A 19,732-nucleotide genomic window follows, 5' to 3' on the forward strand; every position below is an offset into this window, starting at 1 on the left:
GCTGATAAGAATAGTGTGCTAAACAGGAATGGTCAGCCGGATACTTGCAAAGTCCCGTAGTTTTATGAGCTAACAATGTGGGGGCTTCACTATTATTCATACCGCAGCGCCTCGACCGGCCTCAAAGCGGCCGCTTTTCTCGCCGGATAAAAGCCGAAAAATATACCAACCGCGGAGGCAAAGGCGAACGCCAAAGCGACCATGCCCAATGTGATCACCACCACCATATCCGTCGCGAGACTTACTGCCCACGCGCCGCCGATGCCCAAGGCAACACCGATGAGACCGCCGAGGATGCAGATAACCAGGGCCTCCAGCAGAAATTGCGCGAGGATGGCGCGGCGGTTGGCCCCGATGGCCATGCGAATGCCTATTTCACGAGTTCGCTCGGTTACCGATACAAGCATGATATTCATGATGCCAATGCCACCCACCAGCAGAGATACGGATGCAATGGCCCCCAGCATGATCGACATGACCTTCGCGGCCCCCGTGGCTACGGCGGCAAGCGCGGCCATGTTCCGCACCGTGAAATCGTTTTCCATTCCCTCTGTGAGCCGATGGCGCTGGCGCAAAAGCCGATTCATTTCGGTCTCGGCCTCATCCATGACCTCTGCAGATTGTGCCTGCGCCATCATGAAACGTATCGTTCCGGGAAACTGATTGCCGAAGACTTGGCGCTGGCCGGTTGTGAGGGGGATGAACACCGCATCATCCTGGTCGCGGCCATCCAGGCTTTGCCCTTTTGCGGTAAGCACGCCCCCCACAAGGAAAGGGCTGTTCTTGATGCGTATGGTCCTGCCGGTCGGGTCTTCATCCCCAAACAGGTTTTTTGCGGTCACCTGGCCAAGAATTACCACCCGCGTTCCGGAACGCACGTCAGCTTCAGTGAACAAGGCGCCATTCTCTGCTGCCCAGTCGCGTACGACGAAATAGTCGGGTGTAACCCCGGTCACGCTGGTGCTCCAGTTATTCGCCCCGTAATTCAGTTGCGCGGTTCCCACGTTGATCGGCGCGGTTGCCTTTATCGAAGGGAGATGGGCGATGGCCAGCGCATCGCCCATCGTCAGTGTCTGCACCGCTCCAGCGCCGGACCGCAGCGCCCCTGAAGAGGTGGCGCCGGGAACGACCATCAGCAGATTGCTGCCCATCGAACTGATTGCCTGATTCACGGTGGTCTGCGCTCCTTGACCTACCGCAAGCATCAACACCACAGCGGCGACGCCGATGATCATGCCAAGCATGGTCAGGGCGGTGCGGAGACGGTTGAGCCGCAATGCTCGCAGCGCTTCCCCGATGACCGCGAGAAGGCTCATGCCGCCCGAATCTCGTCATGCACGATTCGCCCGTCCTGCAAACGAACCAGCCGCTGGGTATAGGCGGCAACGTCGTCTTCGTGGGTCACGAGCACGACCGTGATGCCGTGTTCACGGTTGAGTGTCTGAAAAATCGTCATGATTTCTCGGCTTGTCTGGGTGTCGAGATTACCGGTGGGCTCGTCCGCCAAAATGAGCGGGGGATTATTTATCAAAGCACGGCAAATAGCCACGCGCTGCTGTTGCCCTCCTGAAAGCTGGTTGGGCTGATACGTGGCAAATCTCGCAAGGCCGGTCTGATCCAACAGGGACAGCGCCCGTTTGCGGCTTTCGGCGCGGCTCACACCCGCGTAGAGTAGCGGGGTCGCGACGTTGTCCAGCGCCGACATGCGTTTCAGAAGGTTGAATCCCTGGAAGACAAAACCAATGTTGTGATTGCGCACACGCGCCAGTTCATCATCCGAGAGGGATGCGATGTCGCGTCCATCCAGCCAGTAATGCCCGCTGGTAGGAGTGTCAAGGCAGCCGAGCATATTCATCAGAGTCGATTTCCCTGAACCCGAGTGCCCCATGATTGCAACGAATTGGCCGCGGGGAATGACGAGATTCACATCGAAAAGCACTTGGCTGTTGACTGAGGTGCCCGTGCTGCCGCTGGTGTCCAGGCTGTAAATCTTGGAAAGGTTTTCGACCTGGATCAGGCAATCTTGAAGAGTCTGGCGCTGAGGTGACGACATCAGAACATTCTGAACTTAAGTTTACTACCGGATTTGTCTTTGTCTCCGGCATCGCGGACGACCACTTTATCGCCCTCCCTGATTTCGCCCTCGACGAGTTCGGTAAAGGTGTTATCCGTAATACCGGTCTTTACATGGATGGGGGCAGGCTTGCCACCTTCCAGCAGATAAATCGCGTGTTTACCTGGTTGCCGTGGAGCGGGCTTCCCACTATCCACGTCTTCGCCCGGCTTGTAGCGCAGCGCGGCATTGGGGACCCGCAGCACGTCTTTTTTCTGATTTACAGCAAAACGCACATTGGCGGTCATACCGGGCAGCAACGCGCCGTCATCATTGGGTACCGCGACAATGACGTTGTAGGAGACGACATTTTGCTGGATGGTGGGATTGAGGCGCACTTGTTTTACCGTGCCGGTAAACTCACGTTCCGGAAACGCGTCCACAGTGAAATGTACTGTCTGGTCGAGACGGAGATGACCGATATCGGCTTCCGCGACGCTTGTATCGATCTGCATCTGGCTCAGGTCCTTGGCGATCTGGAACAGCGTGGGGGTCTGGAAACTCGCTGCTACGGTTTGCCCGATATCCACGTTGCGCGCAATCACCACTCCCGAAATGGGCGAGCGGATAACGCTGTAGTTGAGATTCGTGCGATCGCGCGCGAGTTGTGCCCTGCTCGATGCATGCTGGGCTTGGGTTGCGTGCAGTTGTTGTTCGAAGTCATTAAGCGCGTCGGGAGAAATGAACCCCCGCTCACTGAGCGCGCGGTTGCGTTTCATCTTATTTGTTGCCAGCTCAAGTGCGGCCTGGGCACTCGCCAAGTTGGCTTCCGACTGTCGCAATTGCGCCTGAAACAGCGATGGATCGAGTTCAACCAGTATTTGTCCAGCCTTGACCTCGTCGTTGAAATCAACGTGAAGCCTGTACACGGTGCCGGAGACCTGTGTACCGACGTTGACCAGCACGACGGGGTTAAGCGTGCCGTTCGCGGATATGCCTTGTACGATATCGCCCCGGTCGACCGCTTGCGTCTTGTATCGCTCCTGCCGGGAGTCAGGCTTCGATGTCCAGTACCACAGCCCAGCAGCCGCAAGCAGCAGCAATAAAATCAGGGTGAGTACCCGGCGGCGCGAATTAAAGGCCATACCTGAATGAGGAGCTCCGGCTACCCGGCGGGACAAAGATGAAAGAGATGAAAGAGACGAAAGCCGGAATGTTACCTGAGTATGAGCTATTTATGAAATTCGCACAGCCGAGGGGGTACGCCGCGCCAGGACTGGCGCCCCGGCACGGTCTGGCCTGCAGCCATATTTGAAGAAGAGCTGCTCGAAAAAAGGGTTTTTTAACGCGCACCGTATTGTTATTATTTTATTTCGACTTGGCCTGATCGGCAGCCAGTTCGCGTAATTCCCTGAGACGCGCTTCCGCGCTGGAAGCCTGATAAAAGTCAGCGTCGCTGTTTCTCAACGCAATCTGCAGTTGTTCAACCGCAGCGGAATAATTGCCCTGCCGCGAATAAACTTCCGCCAGCGCGCGGTGCTGCGCAATTAGATTTCCTGACGCTTCGTAGCTTTGGGCCTGTAGCTTATAAAGGCGTATGTCATTCGGGGCGAACCGCAACTGCTGGTTGATAAACTCGAGCGCCGCCTCAGCACCGGCATTCCGCAAAAGCGCATCCACGTAGTCATAGAGCAGGGCTCGGTGCTGTGGAAATGTTTGCAGAGCTTCCTTGTAAATGTCAAAGGCCTCGTCCTTCTGTCCGGCGGCGAGTTTGACGCGTGCCGCGAGTGTTTCGATCATGGCATTCGACTGGGACGTTTTGCGTTCAATACGGATGGCCTTGCCCAGGCGGTGATTCTCCAGCGGAGTCTTATCCGCGCTGTCCGACTCAAGACTTTGGTAAAGCTTCGACAATTCGCTGTCGGCGCGCGTGTAGTCCCGTGCACGCAACAGTGCATGGATGAGGCCAAAGCGTTCCACGGCCTCCTTGCTGTAACGTTTCTCTCGCAGCGCGGCATCGAAGTATTTGACCGCATCAAGCGGCTTTTCAGTCAAAGCCCGCAGCTTCGCGCGGACCAGCTGGAAATCCAGGCTATCGGGCACTTGCCGGTAGGACATGCTCTGCGTCCGGTTTTCGATATCGGCGATGCGTTCGTAGGTAATAGGGTGCGTACGCAGGTAGGAGGGCGCGCCATTTTCGTGAAAGCGCGAAACCTTTTGCAAACGCTCGAAAAATTCCGTCATCCCGTTTGGGTCGAGTCCCGCGCTGACGAGTATGCTCAGCCCGATGCGGTCAGCTTCTTTTTCATGGTCACGAGTGAAATTGAGCTGGGACTGAATCTGGGCGGCCTGGGATCCGACCAGAACAGCCTGGGCAGCCTGCGGATTGGAGCGCGACGCCAGCACGGCCAGCGCTACCGCCGCCAGGGATTTCAGCATATTGTACTTTTGACCGGCGATCATGCGCGCGAGATGTTTCTGGGTGACGTGCGCAATTTCGTGCGACATCACGCCAGCCAGTTCCGATTCACTTTGCGACGCAAGGATAAGCCCGCTATTAAAGCCCATGAAGCCACCGGGGAGTGCAAATGCATTAATAGTTGGGTCGTGCAAAGCAAAAAACTCGAATTCCTGGTCCGGGTGAGCCTCATTGGAACCGAGAATCAGCTTATTTCCGAGATTGGCAAGATAGCCCGCTACTTCGGCGTCGTCCATATAGCTGCGGTCGGCGCGAATCTCCGACATGATCTTAAGGCCGAGTTCTCGTTCCTGGCGCGGGGAGATCGTAGTCTGGGATACGTCGCCCAGTTCCGGCAACTCTGCGGCCGGAACCGGTACCGCGAATAGCATGGGCAGAATAGCCAAAAAGGGGCGGAACTTCATGTCGATAAGATAGCACTCCGCGGGCGAAGTTCCACTTTGCCGGGTGGAACTGCCGAGATGGGAATGACTCGCGTCGAATGTACTTAATTAAACGATAATTGGAGCAGAAAGCAAAATTGCGGTAGGGGACTTTTGGGGGGAAAGACGACAGGGAAAGCGGATTCAACCACTTCACCATTCAAGAACTATACTTTCTTACCGGACAGTATGCGTATACAAGTGTATGAAAGCGGCATGCAGTCAGATGGCCGCTTCATCCGTCTCACCCGTTCGTATTCTTATCACCTGCTCAATGCTTGTTACAAAAATCTTGCCATCTCCAATCTTGCCTGTCCGGGCAGTGTTGGTGATCGTTTCGATAACGGTGTCCACCAAGCTTTCAACCACGGCGATTTCGAGCTTTATTTTAGGGAGGAAGTCCACCACGTATTCGGCACCTCGGTATAGCTCGGTATGGCCTTTCTGTCTGCCAAAGCCCTTGACTTCGGTAACGGTCAGCCCCGTGATGCCGATCTCATTGAGAGCCTCGCATACCTCGTCGAGCTTGAAGGGTTTGATAATAGCCTCTATTTTCTTCATCAAACGTTCCTTTTGATCGATGATGTGGGAAACCGATCGCACCGTCTGCGTGCGCGGGCATCGGTTCGCCACTGACGCCGCACGGCTATAAGGCGCGATGCGTTCGTCCTTTCCGCGAGCTGATTATATGGCGTATAAATGGCAGCATCTGTGTAATCGTAAACGAATTCTAAAAATTGTCTTGATACCGTGCCGTGAGCGGGTAGCGCCAATCCTTGCCAAAGCCGCGCGGCGTGACGCGCACGCCTGATGGCGACTGGCGGCGCTTGTATTCGTTTTGTCGGATTAGCTGGATCACGCGCCGCACATCAGTTTCAGCGAAGTGTTTGTTCAATATATCCTCAAGCGTTAGATCATGCTCCACATACGCTTCCATGATGGCGTCGAGTATTTCGTAAGGCGGCAAGCTGTCCTGATCGGCCTGATCAGGACGCAACTCGGCCGAGGGCGCGCGGCTGATAACCCGCTCCGGTATGACCTTGCCCACCGTGTTGCGATAGCGACAAAGGCGGTACACCATGGTTTTGCTGACATCTTTCAATACCGCAAAGCCGCCCGCCATATCGCCGTACAACGTGCAGTAGCCTACAGCAGTTTCCGACTTGTTGCCGGTTGTCAGCACAATTGAGCCGTATTTATTGGATAGCGCCATCAACAGGTTGCCGCGTATGCGCGCTTGCAGATTCTCTTCAGTGAGGTCGGGCCCATCGGGGAGGGGCAATTCCGAGAATTCGGCTGCAAGCGCGCCCTTGTATTCACTAAAGATCGGGCCAATGGGGAATTCGCTGTAGCGTACGCCCAATGTTTTAGCTATTACGCGCGCGTCCGTCACACTGATATCGGCAGTGAATTGCGATGGCATCATTACGGCTTGCACCCTGTCCGCGCCCAGCGCATCCACGGCAATCGCGAGCGTGAGCGCGGAGTCGACTCCGCCTGATAATCCCAGCAATACCCCGGGTATTCCGTTCTTATCAACATAATCCTTGACCCCGAGGCACAGTGCCTTGTAAACGCTCGCTTCCAGCGTTCCTGACGGCGCGGCCTCGCCCGGCATTGGTGTCTTATTCTGGAATTCGATCAGACCAAGGGTTTCCACGAACTCGTTGAGCTGATGGACGAGCTCACCTTTTTCATTCATGGCGAACGAAGCACCATCGAATACCAGTTCATCCTGTCCCCCGACAAGATTGACGTAAACGATAGGAATCGGCGTCTCGCCAATTCGCTGGCGTGCGATTTGGTGGCGCAAATCCAGCTTACGCATATGGTAAGGAGAGGAATTCAGCACCAGCAGCACATCTGCTCCGGCCGCCCTCGCGCGAATGGCAGGGCCTGGTTGCCATATATCCTGACATATATTGATCCCGAATTTTATACCTTCAAGTTCAAATACACAGGGATCCGAACCGGGATCGAAATAGCGCCGCTCGTCAAAGACACTGTCGTTGGGAAGCAGATGCTTGAGATAGGTCGCAAGAATTTTACCGTCGCGTATTACCGAAGCCGCGTTGTAGAGCTTATTGCTGGTAAGGTGCGGATGGCCTACGAGCAGTGTTACGCCACTTGTTTTTCCGGCGAGCTCCGAAAGCGCATTCGCACAGGCGCGTCGGAACCCATTGCGCAGTAACAGGTCTTCCGGGGGATACCCGGACAGGGCTAGCTCGGGAAAAACAACGAGAGCCGCTCCCGCATTTTGTGCCTGGTTGACGTAATCGAGGATCTTGCGCGTGTTTCCGCCCAAGTCGCCGACCACACAATTGATTTGAGCAACGGCGAGTTTCATGCGGGAGCTATGTCTATTCCACTATGTTTGTGTTGGCAATCTGGCAGATAATACCAGAACGGTCCATCTTTAGCGGCGACGCGACGCTGCCCGACGCAAGCGCGCAAACTTCATGATTTCAGATATTGCGGTAAAGATAGTCGATTCTCTTGAGGGAATTTCCGCTTCCGAGTGGAACAGGCTGGCAGGGGACGATCCGTTCTTGCGGCACGAATTCCTGTCCGCAATGCATGAGACCGGCTGTGCTTCAAAAAATACGGGATGGTTACCGCAATTTGTCACATTGTGGGAAGGAAGCGCCCTTCGCGGGGCCGTGCCTCTTTACCTGAAGAGTCATTCGTATGGCGAATATGTGTTTGACTGGGCTTGGGCCAACGCATATGAGCGCCATGGTTACCGCTATTATCCCAAACTGTTGAGCGCGGTGCCTTTCAGCCCGGTGACCGGCCGCCGCTTGATGGCCGAGCGTCCGGAGTATCGCTCCATGCTCATCGGGACCCTGTTGAAAATGGCGGAACAAGGAAACGCTGAGACGGGTGTTTCGTCTTTTCATTGCCTGTTTCCCCAAGAGCATGAAGCGCGTGAAATGGAGGCAGCGGGACTGATACTGCGGCATGGCGTACAGTTCCACTGGAGGAATGCGCCCGGAGAGGGGTACGAAAGCTTCGAGGCATTCCTGAAGGAAATGAGTCATGACAAACGCAAAAGAATCCGCCAGGAGCGCAATAAAATTCATTCGGCCGGAATTAGCTTTAAATGGCTTTCCGGAACCGAGGCAACGGACGCGCACTGGCGGTTTTTTATTGACTGCTACAATAAAACCTATAATGAGCACGGTTCACTGCCGTACCTTAGTCTGTCATTCTTTATGCGGCTGGCTAAGAGCATGCCGGAGAATGTGTTGCTGGTTCTGGCGTTGCATGACGGAAAGCCTGTTGCGGCGGCCTTCTATTTATATAATGCTCAGACGCTCTATGGGCGTTACTGGGGCACTACGCAATACATTCCAGGACTGCATTTCGAAACCTGCTACTACCAGGGCATCGAATACTGTATTGCAAACCGGATGATATTGTTCGAGGGCGGCGCTCAAGGTGAGCATAAGCTTGCCCGAGGCTTTCTTCCCGTTCGCACCTGGTCGGCTCACTGGCTCGCGCATCCCCAATTTGCCTCGGCCATCAGCCATCATGTAGCGCAGGAAGCGCATGGCATCGATCGATACCTCGATGAGCTGAACGATAGTTCTCCGTTCAGGAAGGATATAAGCAGATGATCATGGTCTGAGCTGCTCAGATTGCATGCGTCACTATTTAACCGCAAAATTGATTCTCTTTTCTTAGCCACAAACACGCCCCATGAATTATTGCAGTCTTTGCGGCACCCGGGTGGAGTTGCGCGTACCTGAAGGCGATACGCTGCCGCGTTATGTCTGTACCGCGTGCGGCATTATTCATTATCAGAACCCCAAGATCGTCGTAGGCTGTATCCCGGAGTGGGAGGACAAGGTACTCTTGTGCGTGCGAGCTATTGAGCCGCGTCGGGGCCTGTGGACTCTGCCCGCGGGTTTCATGGAAAATGCCGAGACCCTGGCCCAGGGCGCGGCACGCGAAACGCTGGAGGAAGCCAACGCGCGTGTGAACATAGGAAACCTGTACTCTATCTATAACCTGCCGCATATCGATCAGGTGCATGTGCTCTTTCGCGCACGGCTGCTCGATCTGGATTTTAAACCGGGAATCGAAAGCCTCGACGTCAGGCTTTTTTCCGAATCCGAGATTCCGTGGGATACGCTGGCCTTTCGCGTTATCCGCGAGCCCCTCAAACGTTACTTCGATGAGCGTCGTCGGGGACAACTGGGGTTTCATATCGGAACCATAGAGGACGTGCGTAAAAAGTAAACGGTGCCGGACGTACGCTTTTTTAGTTCTTACGCTGCCCGCAGCGCATCGACGATAGCGAGACGCGAAGCCTTCGCGGCCGGCAGGAAACCGCCGGCAAAACCCATGATCAGCGCGAAACCCAGCGACTTGACGATGATCTCTAGATTCAGGGTAAAGCTGAATGCAAGTTCGGAGAACGATTGCCAATTCATGGTGGAAATGGTCAAAAATTGCATGAACGACGCCAATATCAATCCGGCGATTCCTCCAACCGCCCCGAGCATTAATGCTTCTGCGAGAAAAGCGGAGAGGATATTATTGCGGCGGAACCCGAGCGCACGTAGCGTACCGATTTCTGTAGTCCGGTTGGCAACTGAGGCATACATAGTGATCATCGCGCCAATAATGGCGCCAACCGAAAATATGATCGACAATATCATCCCCAGGTAGCGAATGAAGTTTGCCAGCAGCTGCGACTGCTCCGCGTAGAACACGCTCTCCCGCTTGGCTTCTACGGTAAGCCGGGGGTCGTTCTCGAGGCGTGTCTTAAGTTCTGAAAAAAACCCCGGGTCGTTCAGCTTCAGAATCACCGAAGAATATACCGGTCGGCGGAACGCCTGCATCAACTGATCCACATCTCCCCATATTTCAGAATCAAACCCGGTTTTGCCTGCATCCATGATGCCGACCACTGTCCATTCGCGCTGCCCAAAGCGCAACGTTTCCCCAACGCCTGCGCCAATGTAGCGTTCCGCGACGCTTTTTCCGGCGATGATTTCCGTTGAACCAGGACGGAACATGCGACCTTCCGCGATTTGTACCTGCGGACGCAGCTCGATACCCTTCTCCCCTACCCCGCGGATCAATACATTAGACGCCTTGTCCGAACCGCGTTTCTTGAGTGAAATCAGGACGATGGTCTCCTTTGAGGCCAGACGCGTGCCGGTTACACCGTAGGCTACCTCCGGCTGGTTTTCCACAATCCCGGCCTGCTCGCGGTCGATCTGACTCTGCACTTCGGTGCCGGCGGAGCGCCTGGTGATGACCACATTATCGGCGGAGCCTGTCTCCACCAGCGTCTTTCTCAGACCCTCTTCCAGCATCAGCACCGTCGCAAATACAAAAACGACAAGAGCCATGCCCCCCGCAGTGAGAAGCGTCGTTAGTTTGCGTGCTGCGAGGTTACGTAATGTATATGACAGGGGGATTGACATCATGATTCAGTTTAGCCAATGCTACGCAGGCCTTCTACAATGGATACGCGGGCCACCCGGGCTGCGGGCAGTGCCGCGGCGGCCAGACCGACCGCAGTCGCGGCGACGATCTGCATGTAAACCGTGTCAAGGGATACTCCGAATACTGGAAACAGCGTGCCCATCTGCTTGCTGAACTGGTCGGCCACAGGGAAAGTAAGCGCAATTCCTATTACTGCTCCGGCGAGGGAAATGACCATCGATTCGCCGTAGATCAGCCCTATAAGAAAACGCGGGCCAAATCCCAGTGCCTTAAGCGTGGCATACTCACTGATACGTTCGCGTGCGGTCATCGCCATCGTATTCGCCATTACCGCCAGGATAATAAATATCACCACGAACGAAACGATGCGGATTGCGACCACGATCGCTTCAGTCATCGCTACAAAGCCCAGCTGAAATGCTTTTTCCGTCTCGGTAAGGGTTTCTGCAAGCGAGTTTCTGAACATCGCATCTACCTCGGTCGATATCTCCGCCGCTCGGTCGGGGTCGGCAATCTGGATTACATATACCCCCACCCAGTCGGTCCGGCGAGCCGCTGCCTTTTTCATCGTTTCGTTGAGATAATCCCAATGGAAGAACAGCTGTGAAGTATCGGTTCCCGCCTCGGCCCCGTCATAAATTGCGCGCACGGTAAAGCTCCATGCGCCTGGATAGATGGTCCCGCGCAGAGGAATAGTGTCGCCTAATTTGAAGCCATAGGTATCGGCGATCTTGCGTCCGATCACGCAGCCTTTACGGTCTGCGCGGAATGCCTTCATGTCCCCCGGAAGAGTAAGATATTCCGGATAAAGGTCGAAATACGTTCTTGCATCTACGGCAAACTGCGGGAAAAAGTTTTTCTCGGTTACGTAGACGCCGCCAAACCAGCTTGCATGGCTGATGCCTGTCACCCCCGATACGCTGCGGATCCGCTCCTGGTAGTTGATCGGCAGCGGAAACACCAGGGAAATGGAGTTTCGCGTCACCAGCCTCGTGGATGAAGCGCCTTCCGCGCCTGCGTACCAGGCATCGACTACAGTTTGCAACAGGCCAAAAGCGAGTATCGCCACCACCAGGCCCAGGACGGTCAAGCCGGTGCGCAGCTTGTGCCGCAACGTGTTCCGTAAGATAAGCTTTAGAAAGTGCATTTCCGGAAGACATTGGCACAGCGCGTCTTTGCAGGGAATGGCTCAAGAAAAAAGATACGAGGGTGTTCCTTAATGTTCAAGTGTCGCGTCCAGCTCGCCCTTGTCCAGATGTCGAATAAGATGGGCTGATTTTGCTGCGTGCGGGTCGTGCGTAACCATAATGATAGTTTTACCCAGTTCACTGTTCAGTCGCGCCAGCATGGCGAGAATATCATCCGCGGATGCGCGGTCGAGGTCGCCAGTAGGCTCATCCGCGACCAGCAAAACCGGATCCGTGATGAAGGCGCGCGCGATGGCGACCCGCTGCTGCTGCCCACCGGAAAGCTCCGATGGATAATGCTCCATACGGTCTGTCAGTCCCACCATCGACAATGCCAATTCGACGCGCTCCCGTCGTTGAACGCGGGTAAGTCGGGTTAGCAATAGCGGCAGCTCGACATTCTCAAATGCTGTCAGCACCGGCATCAGATTGTAAAACTGGAAAATGAAGCCGATATTCCCGGCTCGCCAGTCGGCCAGTTCGCCCTCTGAAAGCGCCGCAATATCGATTCCGTTCACCCTCAGGGAGCCGCTATCGGGCTTGTCGATGCCGGCGATCAGGTTGAGCAGCGTGCTTTTGCCGGATCCCGAGGGTCCCATCAAGGCTATAAATTCACCAGCCCTGATGTTAAAAGAAATGTTGGTCAGTACAGGCACCACTTGCCCGCCCCGGCGGTAGGATTTGGTAAGGTGCCTGATCTCGACGAGGGATGGGGGAAGAGCGTTCATTTTCGGCCGAACACCTTTATTTAGCTGCGGTCCTGACGTTATCTCCGTTGTCGAGATTACCCGGGGGCCGCCGTACGACCTTATCGCCGGCGTTCGGGCCTTGCCGAACCTCCACCATATCTCCGATTTTCTCACCGGTTTCTATGGCGGTTTCCAGCGCTTTTCCTTCCTTCATAATAAAGACCACACTCCTTCCGTTTCGCTGGACAACCGCATCGGGGTGTACCACAGTGCGTGAAGCGCGTTGCTCAGCCGGCATTTCCTTTTCGAGAAAGGCAATTTTTGCGCTCATTTCCGGAAGGACCTTGGGGTCGTGATCGATGAACTTTATTTTTACCAGGACCGTGGCTTTTGCCCGGTCCACGGTCGGAACAATGCGTTGCACGAGACCGCGCAGGCGCAGATCGGGGAGTGCATCCAACTGTATTTCACAGGGTTGCTCAAGCTTTACCTTGGAGAGATTCGATTCCGAGACGTCGGCTTCCACTTCAAGCGTATCCATATCAGCCATGGTTACCACTGCCCCCTTGGCGTCTAGGGCGGAAGAAAAGGGGGTGATCACATCCCCTATGTTCGCGCTCTTGGTGAGCACAACCCCTTCGAATGGCGCTCGGATCAGCGTTTGTTCCACTGCGATCTGCGCTGAGCGATAGTTTGCTTCGGCTACGCTGATGGAAGCCTGGTAACCGCGGATGGCTGCTTGCGCCTTATGGAACCTGGCGGTACCCATATCGAATGCGGACTGCGAAATGAACCCTTTTGCGAGTAGTTCACCGTTGCGGTCGAACACTGCCTGCGCATCGACCAGCTCTGCCTGTGCCTGTTGCAGGTTTGCCTGGGCTACGGCTATATTCGCCGCTGCCTGCTCCATCGTCGCGCTGACATCCGCGTTTTCCAGTCGAGCGATAATCTCGCCTTTCTTCACACGGCTGCCTTCTGTGACGCCGAGCCACTCGACTCGTCCTGTCGCCTTGGACGCCACTGCTGCCTTACGCTGCGCGACCACGTATCCCGTGGCATTGAGTAATGTGAACGATTGCGACGGGAAGGCAGTGGCAACAGTGGCGGACTCCACTTCGACTGCCCCGCTGCTGCGGAAGTAGAAAAACGCGAGCAGCACCATGGCGCCAGTGATCGCCAACCCAGCCAGAAGACGCGGGGATCGCTTGCGTCGGCTGATATCGGCAGTGCCGGCCCGGTCAATTCTTAATTTGGAGAGATCTTCTGTAACCACGGCGGGAATATAACGTAACTCATCGCCGCGATTATGGCGTAGAAGCCGTGCTACGGCTATCAACCCTTCAGGAAGACGCGCGCAAATTGCTCGCCGTGGCTCAACGAAACAATTATTCCAGCGACACCATCTTCGAACGCGCCGCCGGAGGATTGCTGGCAAAGTAGCGTTTGATGCCGGCGAGTATGGCCTCGGCCAGCTTGTCCTGGTAGGCGGTATCTTTCAATTTCTTTTCTTCATCCGGGTTGCTGATGAACGCAGTCTCTACCAGAATGGAAGGAATATCCGGAGACTTGAGCACGGCAAATCCTGCCTGCTCCACGTCATTCTTATGCAGGTGGTTGATATCACCAATTTCAAGGAGCACTTCCTTTCCGAGTTTAAGACTGTCATTGATGGTGGCGGTCTGCGACAAGTCCAGTAAGGTTTGCTTGAGATAGGGATCCTTTATATCCAGATTGACCCCGCCGATCAGGTCGGCCTCGTTTTCCTTTTTTGCCAGCCAGCGGGCGGCGGCGGATGTCGCGCCCCGTTCGGAGAGCGCATAAACCGAGGAGCCTCGCGCATGCGGCTTGATAAAGGCGTCGGCATGCACGGACACGAACAGGTCGGCATTTAACTGTCGAGCCTTAACGAGTCGCATCGGCAGGGATATAAAGTAATCTCCATCCCGTGTCAGCGCTGCCCGCATATTGGGCTCCTTATCTATTTTGGCCTTCAGTTTTCGCGCGATCGCCAGCGTGATGTTTTTCTCATGTGTGCCACTGCGGCTGATGGCGCCCGGATCTTCGCCACCGTGCCCGGGATCGATGGCGACCGTGATAAGCCTCATCATTTCAGGTTTGCTCTTGCGAGGGCTTTCCGTGCCTCGGGCAGGCTTGAGCGCCGGGTTGGCGCTGGGGGCGGTATCAGCTTTGAGCTCATCCCTTACCAGTGCAGTGGCATTTTGGTTCAGGAGCGCCATCAGCGGATCAGGCGGCACGACAGGATAAATATCCAGCACAAGCCGGTGGCCGTAGTCCCCCACGGGTTTGAGCACAAATGCCTGGGGCATGGCCGTGGTTTTCAGGTCGAGGACCAGCCGCAAGACCTCGGGCTTGTAACGGCCGATGCGCACGGCCTGGATGTAAGGGTCGGCAGCATTGATCTTGGCGGGAAGTTTTTCAAGCTCCGTTGTGAGCGCGACGCGCTCGAGATCGATGACCACGCGATCCGGATTTTTCACCGTACTAACGGAATATTGTATAGGCGAGGCGGATTCCAACGTGAGGCGCGTGTATTCCGGCGCCGGCCAGACGCGGGCAGAACTGATCGGGGTGCCGGCAAAAGCGGAATTAGCGAGCGACAGAAGCACGAGCGCTGCCATTGACAACAAAATGAGCGCGCGTGAACGGTAGGAGCCGCCGTGGTCTGTTATTTCGCGCATACGTCGCCCCCGAAGTTGCCCCCGGATGCCTGCGCGCCCAAGCGCTGAGTCAGGACTCTCTTAGCGTTTGCCAGTGTTTTAAGCACAGCCTACCCGCCTGCGTGTCTGCACTAATTTCGAGGTTGCGGCCCGTATCGGACAATTGGAAGAGAAACGTCATATCCGCTGGGGGCAGTAATTCTTCCGCGTTTTGAGGCCACTCCACCAGACAGATTGAGTCCGCATTAAAGTATTCGCGGAAACCGGCATCTTCCCATTCTGCCGGGTCCTCGAACCGATAAAAATCAAAGTGATACAAGTATAACCTAGAAATTTTGTAAAGTTCAATTAAATTATAGGTGGGACTTTTTACTTTTCCCTGATAGCCCAACCCCCGCAAGATTCCCCTTGCGAAGGTTGTTTTTCCCGCGCCGAGGTCGCCACGAAGGAAAATAACGAGGCCCGGGTGCAATATACCTGCGATTTCTGCACCAAGCAGGAGCGTTGCGGTTTCGTCGGCAAGAGTAAGGGTAACGTGCTGCATCCGGAGTGATGTATGAGGGTAGAGTCGGTATGATGTGAATTATGGGAAACACGATGACCAAAAATTTGCCACATGATGTTGTCCCTGAGTCCGTGCGCGACCCCGCGCAGCTTACCGGAGCAGTTAAAGCCTGGGGCAAGGAGCTGGGCTTTCAGGAAATCGGCATCGCGGACGCTACATCCGATATGTCCCAATCCGAAACGGGGCTGCAACAATGGTTGGCGGAAGGGTATCACGGCGAGATGGATTATATGGGGAAACACGGCACCCGGCGCACCCGGCCGGCCGAGCTCGTTCCCGGCACGTTGCGCGTGATATCGGTACGCATGAATTATATGCCTGAGGCGAAAGATTCGTGGGTTGTGATAGAGGATGGCGATAGGGCATTTATCTCCCGTTACGCGCTTGGACGCGACTATCACAAGGTGTTGCGCGCACGCTTGCAGAAGCTTGCCGACAAAATCGCGACCGTAGCGGCACCCTTCAATTATCGTGTTTTCACAGATAGCGCCCCGGTGATGGAAGTGGAATGGGCGCAAAAATCCGGGGTCGGCTGGCGCGGGAAGCATACGCTGCTGCTTTCCCGTGACGCGGGGTCGATGTTCTTTATCGGCGAAATTTATACTGATTTGCCTCTGGCGCTGGATAATTCCGTGGCTAACTATTGCGGAAGTTGTACCAGATGCATTGACGTCTGTCCTACGCAAGCAATCGTTGGCCCCTACCGGCTCGACGCGAGGCGGTGCATCTCCTACTTAACCATCGAACATAAAGGCAGCATTCCCGAAATGCTGCGACCATTGATCGGCAACCGGGTATATGGTTGCGATGACTGCCAGCTTATTTGTCCCTGGAACAAATTCGCGGCACACACCGGGGAGGCCGATTTCGCGGTGCGCAACGGACTTGACGACGTTTCCCTGGTTGAATTATTTGCTTGGAACAGCGAGGAGTTCGATGCCAAGTTAGCTGGGAGCCCGATCCGGCGCTTCGGACACGAACAGTGGTTACGCAACCTCGCCGTCGGTTTGGGCAACGCGCCCTCATCCCCGGCTGTGCTAAACGCCTTGCAGGCTCGGCGCGACGATCCTTCCCCCCTTGTGCGCGAACATGTGCGGTGGGCGCTGCAAAGCCATGAAGACAGCCGCGTTTAACCAGCATTTCATGAGACGGCCAAGCGAAGCGACGGGATACACTTCACCATAACGGTCTATAGACCGATGGAAGAGAGTGTACTAAAGTCCAATTTTCCGTTGGTACTGGAGTTGATACGATGCGGACCCATCCAGTTTGGAAAATCAGACACGACAACACGCCTGTACAGATGGATGTTTTTCTTTGATGAGAAGAGCGAAGGGACTACAACCGGAGCACGTGACCAAACCATTCGGTCGGCGTAAATGTTATTATTGAAACAAAAACATATGGATGCCATTTCGCAACGCCCTGGTGGTTCGTTGCGCATGAGTTAATACAGTCTTGACAGGGATTACGAGTTATAGCATCTTTATTTTTTAATTAAAATCAAACTGTCCCCGCAAACCCCCACCGCATCTCCCACAATCGCATAGAGGAATTCCGTGAACGCTCTGCATATCGGTGTTATGAAATGGCTGGCTTGTTTTGCTGTCGTATTTCCCATCCTTTCTCTTGGCGGCTGCAAGACTTACCCGCCCCTCACCGCCGATAGCACGCCTTATGTGGGACACGATTACCTCATCGGCCCGGGGGATATGGTGGATGTCATTGTGTGGCGAAATCCTGAGGTCTCCATGGCGGTGCCCGTGCGGCCGGATGGAAAAATCACGACTCCGCTGGTGGAGGATCTTCCAGCTAGCGGGAAAACATCGACTCAATTGGCCCGCGACATCGAACAAGCGCTATCTAAATATATTCAGCAACCCGTCGTAACAGTAGTCGTGACAGACTTCGTCGGGCCTTACAGCGAACAGATCCGTGTTATAGGCGAGGCTTCAAAACCCCAAGCACTTCCATACCGCGAAGAGATGAGCCTGATGGATGTCTTGATCGAGGTCGGCGGTATGACTGATTTCGCCGCAGGCAACAAGGCGCGAATTATTCGTAATGTGGATGGGAAACAGCAGCAGTTCAGCGTTCGGTTGGATGACCTGATCAGGGATGGAGACATCACGGCTAATGTGCCCATGCGCCAGGGTGACGTGCTCGTCATACCGGAGAGCTTTTTCTGATTTTGTTGCAATAGCTGGTCCCCGTTTTAAAGCGGGAGCGATAGACATTTCCTCTGTTGCGATTCCCGCTTATTACACCATTATCGGATTAGACGGGGAGAACTGATTATGAAGAAGATGATTTATTGTCGTCAGTTTGCCAAGGCCAACGGGATCATTGGTACACAAGCTGACCATTGAGGTGTGTCTATATGGTTTTCCCATTTTTCGCTACCAAGTGATTACATGAGTAGGTTTTCAATTATCTTACCGCCCCGGGCGGGTGGCAGCTCTCTAAGGATCATTTGAAACATGGAGGAACTTACATCCCAGCTGTTGGTGTATTTAAAGGGGGTATGGAAATACCGCTGGATTGCAGTGGCCACCGCATGGATTGTAGCGATTGGGGGATGGATTGTAGTCTATAAATTACCGGACGATTACCAGGCCTCGGCGCGGATTTACGTGGATACACAAAATGTCCTGAAGCCATTAATGGCCGGGATGACAATTTCTCCGGACCTGCAACAGCAGGTTTCCATTATGAGCCGTACCTTGATCAGCCGGCCCAATGTAGAGAGGGTGGTCCGCATGGTCGATCTGGATATCAAGGCCAAGGATGTAAAGGATCAGGAAAAGCTCGTCAAGGAGCTGATGGAGAAAATCAAGCTGGGCACGACTGGCCGCGATAATCTCTTTACCATTCATTACAACAACCGAAACCCGAAGCTGGCCAAAGACGTCGTTCAATCTCTGCTGACCATTTTTGTCGAGGGCGGGCTCGGTGACAAGCAGGATTCTTCTTCAGCCATTCGCTTTATTGATGAGCAGATACAGAGTTACGAAGAAAAACTGGTCGTCGGCGAGAATAACCTGAAGGCCTTCAAGCAGAAGTACATCGGTATGCTGCCCCAGCAGGGCAATGATTATTACGCGCAGTTGGGCAAGGCTACCGAAGATCTCAATAAAACCAGGCTGGATTTACGGGAGGCGGAGCAGGCCCGCGATGCGATAAGAAGGCAAATCGCGGGCGATGACCCCGTTCTCCTGGTAGACCAGAACGACTCGGCCTCATCCATAGTGAACGTGGAGCTCGACTCCCGTATCGATGCGTTGAACCGAAACCTCGATGCACTCAGGATGAATTTTACCGAACTGCATCCCGATATCATGGCCGCCAAGCGCCTGGTCGCGCAGCTTGAGGAGCGTAAGAAAGAAGAAGCCAAACTGGTAAGACCCAGCAGTGACCCTGGAAAGAATTACAGCCCCATGCTGCAGCAGCTCAATGTCGCGCTCGCGGAAGCTGAAGCCGACGTGGCTTCGATGAGGGCTCGTGTAGAAGAATATACTTCCCGCTACGAGCGCTTGAAATCGCTAAGCAATGCGGTGCCCCAGGTCGAGGCAGAGCTCGCGCAGCTGAATCGTGATTATCAGGTTAACAAGGCAAATTACGAGAAGCTTCTTGAACGACGCGAATCCGCCAAGATTTCGGGGGAGCTAGGTTCCGCTACCGATTTAATGTCATTCAGGATCATCGACCCGCCTACCGTGCCGGATCTGCCGGCAGGCCCAGATCGCAGCAAACTTTTTTCGCTGGTTTTCCTTGGATCGCTGGTAGTGGGGATTGGGATAGCATTCATCGCTAGCCAGATACGGCCTACTTTCCATAGTCAGATGAGTTTGCGCGAGATAACGGGAAGACCGATACTCGGTTCGATCCCCATGATTTGGACGAGTCAGGAGAAAAGCAAACGCAGAAAGCGGCTGTACGCTTTTGGCCTCTCTTTGCTATCGTTACTCGGTTTGTATGGGGTGTTGATGGTAAGGGTCGTTTAAACAGGGGTTCTTTTGCGATCGAGGCCCTTTTGCACTAACGACTCTTGGATTCGCCCTCAGATTTTCGCGGTTCCTCACACACCAGTCCGAGTTTCGAGGGCGTCCCGCTGACGGTTTTGCCTGTGGATCGGGGCAAAACGGGGGAACAGTTTTCCGGATTTGAAGGAAGTCTCGCCACATAGGTCAGCATAG

The 19,732-nt window shown here is 54.7% G+C and carries 17 protein-coding genes; 5 read left to right on the plus strand and 12 right to left on the minus strand.

The features are described from left to right. Positions 1-92: 92 nt before the first annotated feature. The 6 genes from R5L00_RS09135 to R5L00_RS09160 form a co-directional block, all read right to left on the minus strand. Positions 93-1,316: an ABC transporter permease gene (locus R5L00_RS09135; protein WP_317651095.1), complete on the minus strand. Its 1,224-nt coding sequence runs from the start codon at positions 1,314-1,316 to the stop codon at positions 93-95. Next, on the minus strand, positions 1,313-2,053 hold the full coding sequence (locus R5L00_RS09140) for an ABC transporter ATP-binding protein (RefSeq protein WP_107694054.1): 741 nt from the start codon (positions 2,051-2,053) through the stop codon (positions 1,313-1,315). Before R5L00_RS09140 ends, R5L00_RS09135 begins: the two co-directional genes overlap by 4 nt. Then, the gene (locus R5L00_RS09145) at positions 2,053-3,198 is read right to left on the minus strand and encodes an efflux RND transporter periplasmic adaptor subunit (RefSeq protein WP_107694055.1); all 1,146 of its coding nucleotides are present in this window, start codon (positions 3,196-3,198) and stop codon (positions 2,053-2,055) included. Before R5L00_RS09145 ends, R5L00_RS09140 begins: the two co-directional genes overlap by 1 nt. Positions 3,199-3,421: 223 nt before the next feature. Next, positions 3,422-4,936 carry a M48 family metalloprotease gene (locus tag R5L00_RS09150; protein ID WP_317651099.1) on the minus strand — a complete coding sequence of 505 codons (1,515 nt, stop codon included), beginning with the start codon at positions 4,934-4,936 and terminating at the stop codon, positions 3,422-3,424. 240 nt (positions 4,937-5,176) lie between these two features. Next, positions 5,177-5,515: a P-II family nitrogen regulator gene (locus R5L00_RS09155; RefSeq protein WP_107694172.1), complete on the minus strand. Its 339-nt coding sequence runs from the start codon at positions 5,513-5,515 to the stop codon at positions 5,177-5,179. Between the two features lie 169 nt (positions 5,516-5,684). After that, positions 5,685-7,301 carry an NAD+ synthase gene (locus R5L00_RS09160; RefSeq protein ID WP_317651101.1) on the minus strand — a complete coding sequence of 539 codons (1,617 nt, stop codon included), beginning with the start codon at positions 7,299-7,301 and terminating at the stop codon, positions 5,685-5,687. 112 nt (positions 7,302-7,413) lie between these two features. On the opposite strand from R5L00_RS09160, the gene R5L00_RS09165 reads away from it, so the two are divergent. Together R5L00_RS09165 and R5L00_RS09170 are read left to right on the plus strand one after the other, a co-directional pair. Next, positions 7,414-8,574, plus strand: coding sequence for a GNAT family N-acetyltransferase (locus R5L00_RS09165; RefSeq protein WP_317651103.1), 1,161 nt, complete (start codon positions 7,414-7,416; stop codon positions 8,572-8,574). A gap of 82 nt (positions 8,575-8,656) precedes the next feature. After that, the gene (locus tag R5L00_RS09170) at positions 8,657-9,199 is read left to right on the plus strand and encodes an NUDIX hydrolase (protein ID WP_107694059.1); all 543 of its coding nucleotides are present in this window, start codon (positions 8,657-8,659) and stop codon (positions 9,197-9,199) included. Positions 9,200-9,228: 29 nt separating this feature from the next. On the opposite strand, the gene R5L00_RS09175 is transcribed toward R5L00_RS09170, so the two are convergent. From R5L00_RS09175 to tsaE, 6 genes are all read right to left on the minus strand, one after another. Continuing rightward, positions 9,229-10,320, minus strand: coding sequence for an ABC transporter permease (locus tag R5L00_RS09175; protein WP_317651105.1), 1,092 nt, complete (start codon positions 10,318-10,320; stop codon positions 9,229-9,231). 86 nt (positions 10,321-10,406) lie between these two features. Then, the gene (locus tag R5L00_RS09180; protein ID WP_107694060.1) at positions 10,407-11,564 is read right to left on the minus strand and encodes an ABC transporter permease; all 1,158 of its coding nucleotides are present in this window, start codon (positions 11,562-11,564) and stop codon (positions 10,407-10,409) included. A gap of 69 nt (positions 11,565-11,633) precedes the next feature. Further along, complete coding sequence (locus tag R5L00_RS09185; RefSeq protein WP_317651108.1) at positions 11,634-12,332, minus strand: ABC transporter ATP-binding protein; 699 nt, start codon at positions 12,330-12,332, stop codon at positions 11,634-11,636. A 16-nt stretch (positions 12,333-12,348) separates the two neighbouring features. Further along, positions 12,349-13,629, minus strand: a complete 1,281-nt coding sequence (locus tag R5L00_RS09190; RefSeq protein WP_317651110.1) for an efflux RND transporter periplasmic adaptor subunit — start codon at positions 13,627-13,629, stop codon at positions 12,349-12,351. Positions 13,630-13,678: 49 nt separating this feature from the next. Further along, complete coding sequence (locus tag R5L00_RS09195; protein WP_411555617.1) at positions 13,679-14,932, minus strand: N-acetylmuramoyl-L-alanine amidase; 1,254 nt, start codon at positions 14,930-14,932, stop codon at positions 13,679-13,681. 109 nt (positions 14,933-15,041) lie between these two features. Beyond that, positions 15,042-15,515 carry a tRNA (adenosine(37)-N6)-threonylcarbamoyltransferase complex ATPase subunit type 1 TsaE gene (gene tsaE, locus R5L00_RS09200; RefSeq protein WP_317651114.1) on the minus strand — a complete coding sequence of 158 codons (474 nt, stop codon included), beginning with the start codon at positions 15,513-15,515 and terminating at the stop codon, positions 15,042-15,044. A 53-nt stretch (positions 15,516-15,568) separates the two neighbouring features. Here tsaE and queG point away from each other — a divergent pair, with 53 nt between their 5' ends. The 3 genes from queG to R5L00_RS09215 all read left to right on the plus strand — a co-directional run bounded on the left by queG (position 15,569) and on the right by R5L00_RS09215 (position 19,540). After that, positions 15,569-16,669, plus strand: coding sequence for a tRNA epoxyqueuosine(34) reductase QueG (gene queG / locus R5L00_RS09205; RefSeq protein WP_317651119.1), 1,101 nt, complete (start codon positions 15,569-15,571; stop codon positions 16,667-16,669). A gap of 450 nt (positions 16,670-17,119) precedes the next feature. Further along, positions 17,120-17,725 (plus strand): XrtA/PEP-CTERM system exopolysaccharide export protein, encoded by a 606-nt coding sequence (locus tag R5L00_RS09210; RefSeq protein WP_107694065.1) that lies wholly within the window; start codon positions 17,120-17,122, stop codon positions 17,723-17,725. Positions 17,726-18,016: 291 nt separating this feature from the next. Beyond that, positions 18,017-19,540, plus strand: coding sequence for an XrtA system polysaccharide chain length determinant (locus R5L00_RS09215; protein WP_107694066.1), 1,524 nt, complete (start codon positions 18,017-18,019; stop codon positions 19,538-19,540). The last annotated feature ends 192 nt before the right edge of the window (positions 19,541-19,732 follow it).

This window comes from Nitrosospira sp. Is2 (assembly GCF_033095785.1).
Taxonomy (GTDB): domain Bacteria; phylum Pseudomonadota; class Gammaproteobacteria; order Burkholderiales; family Nitrosomonadaceae; genus Nitrosospira.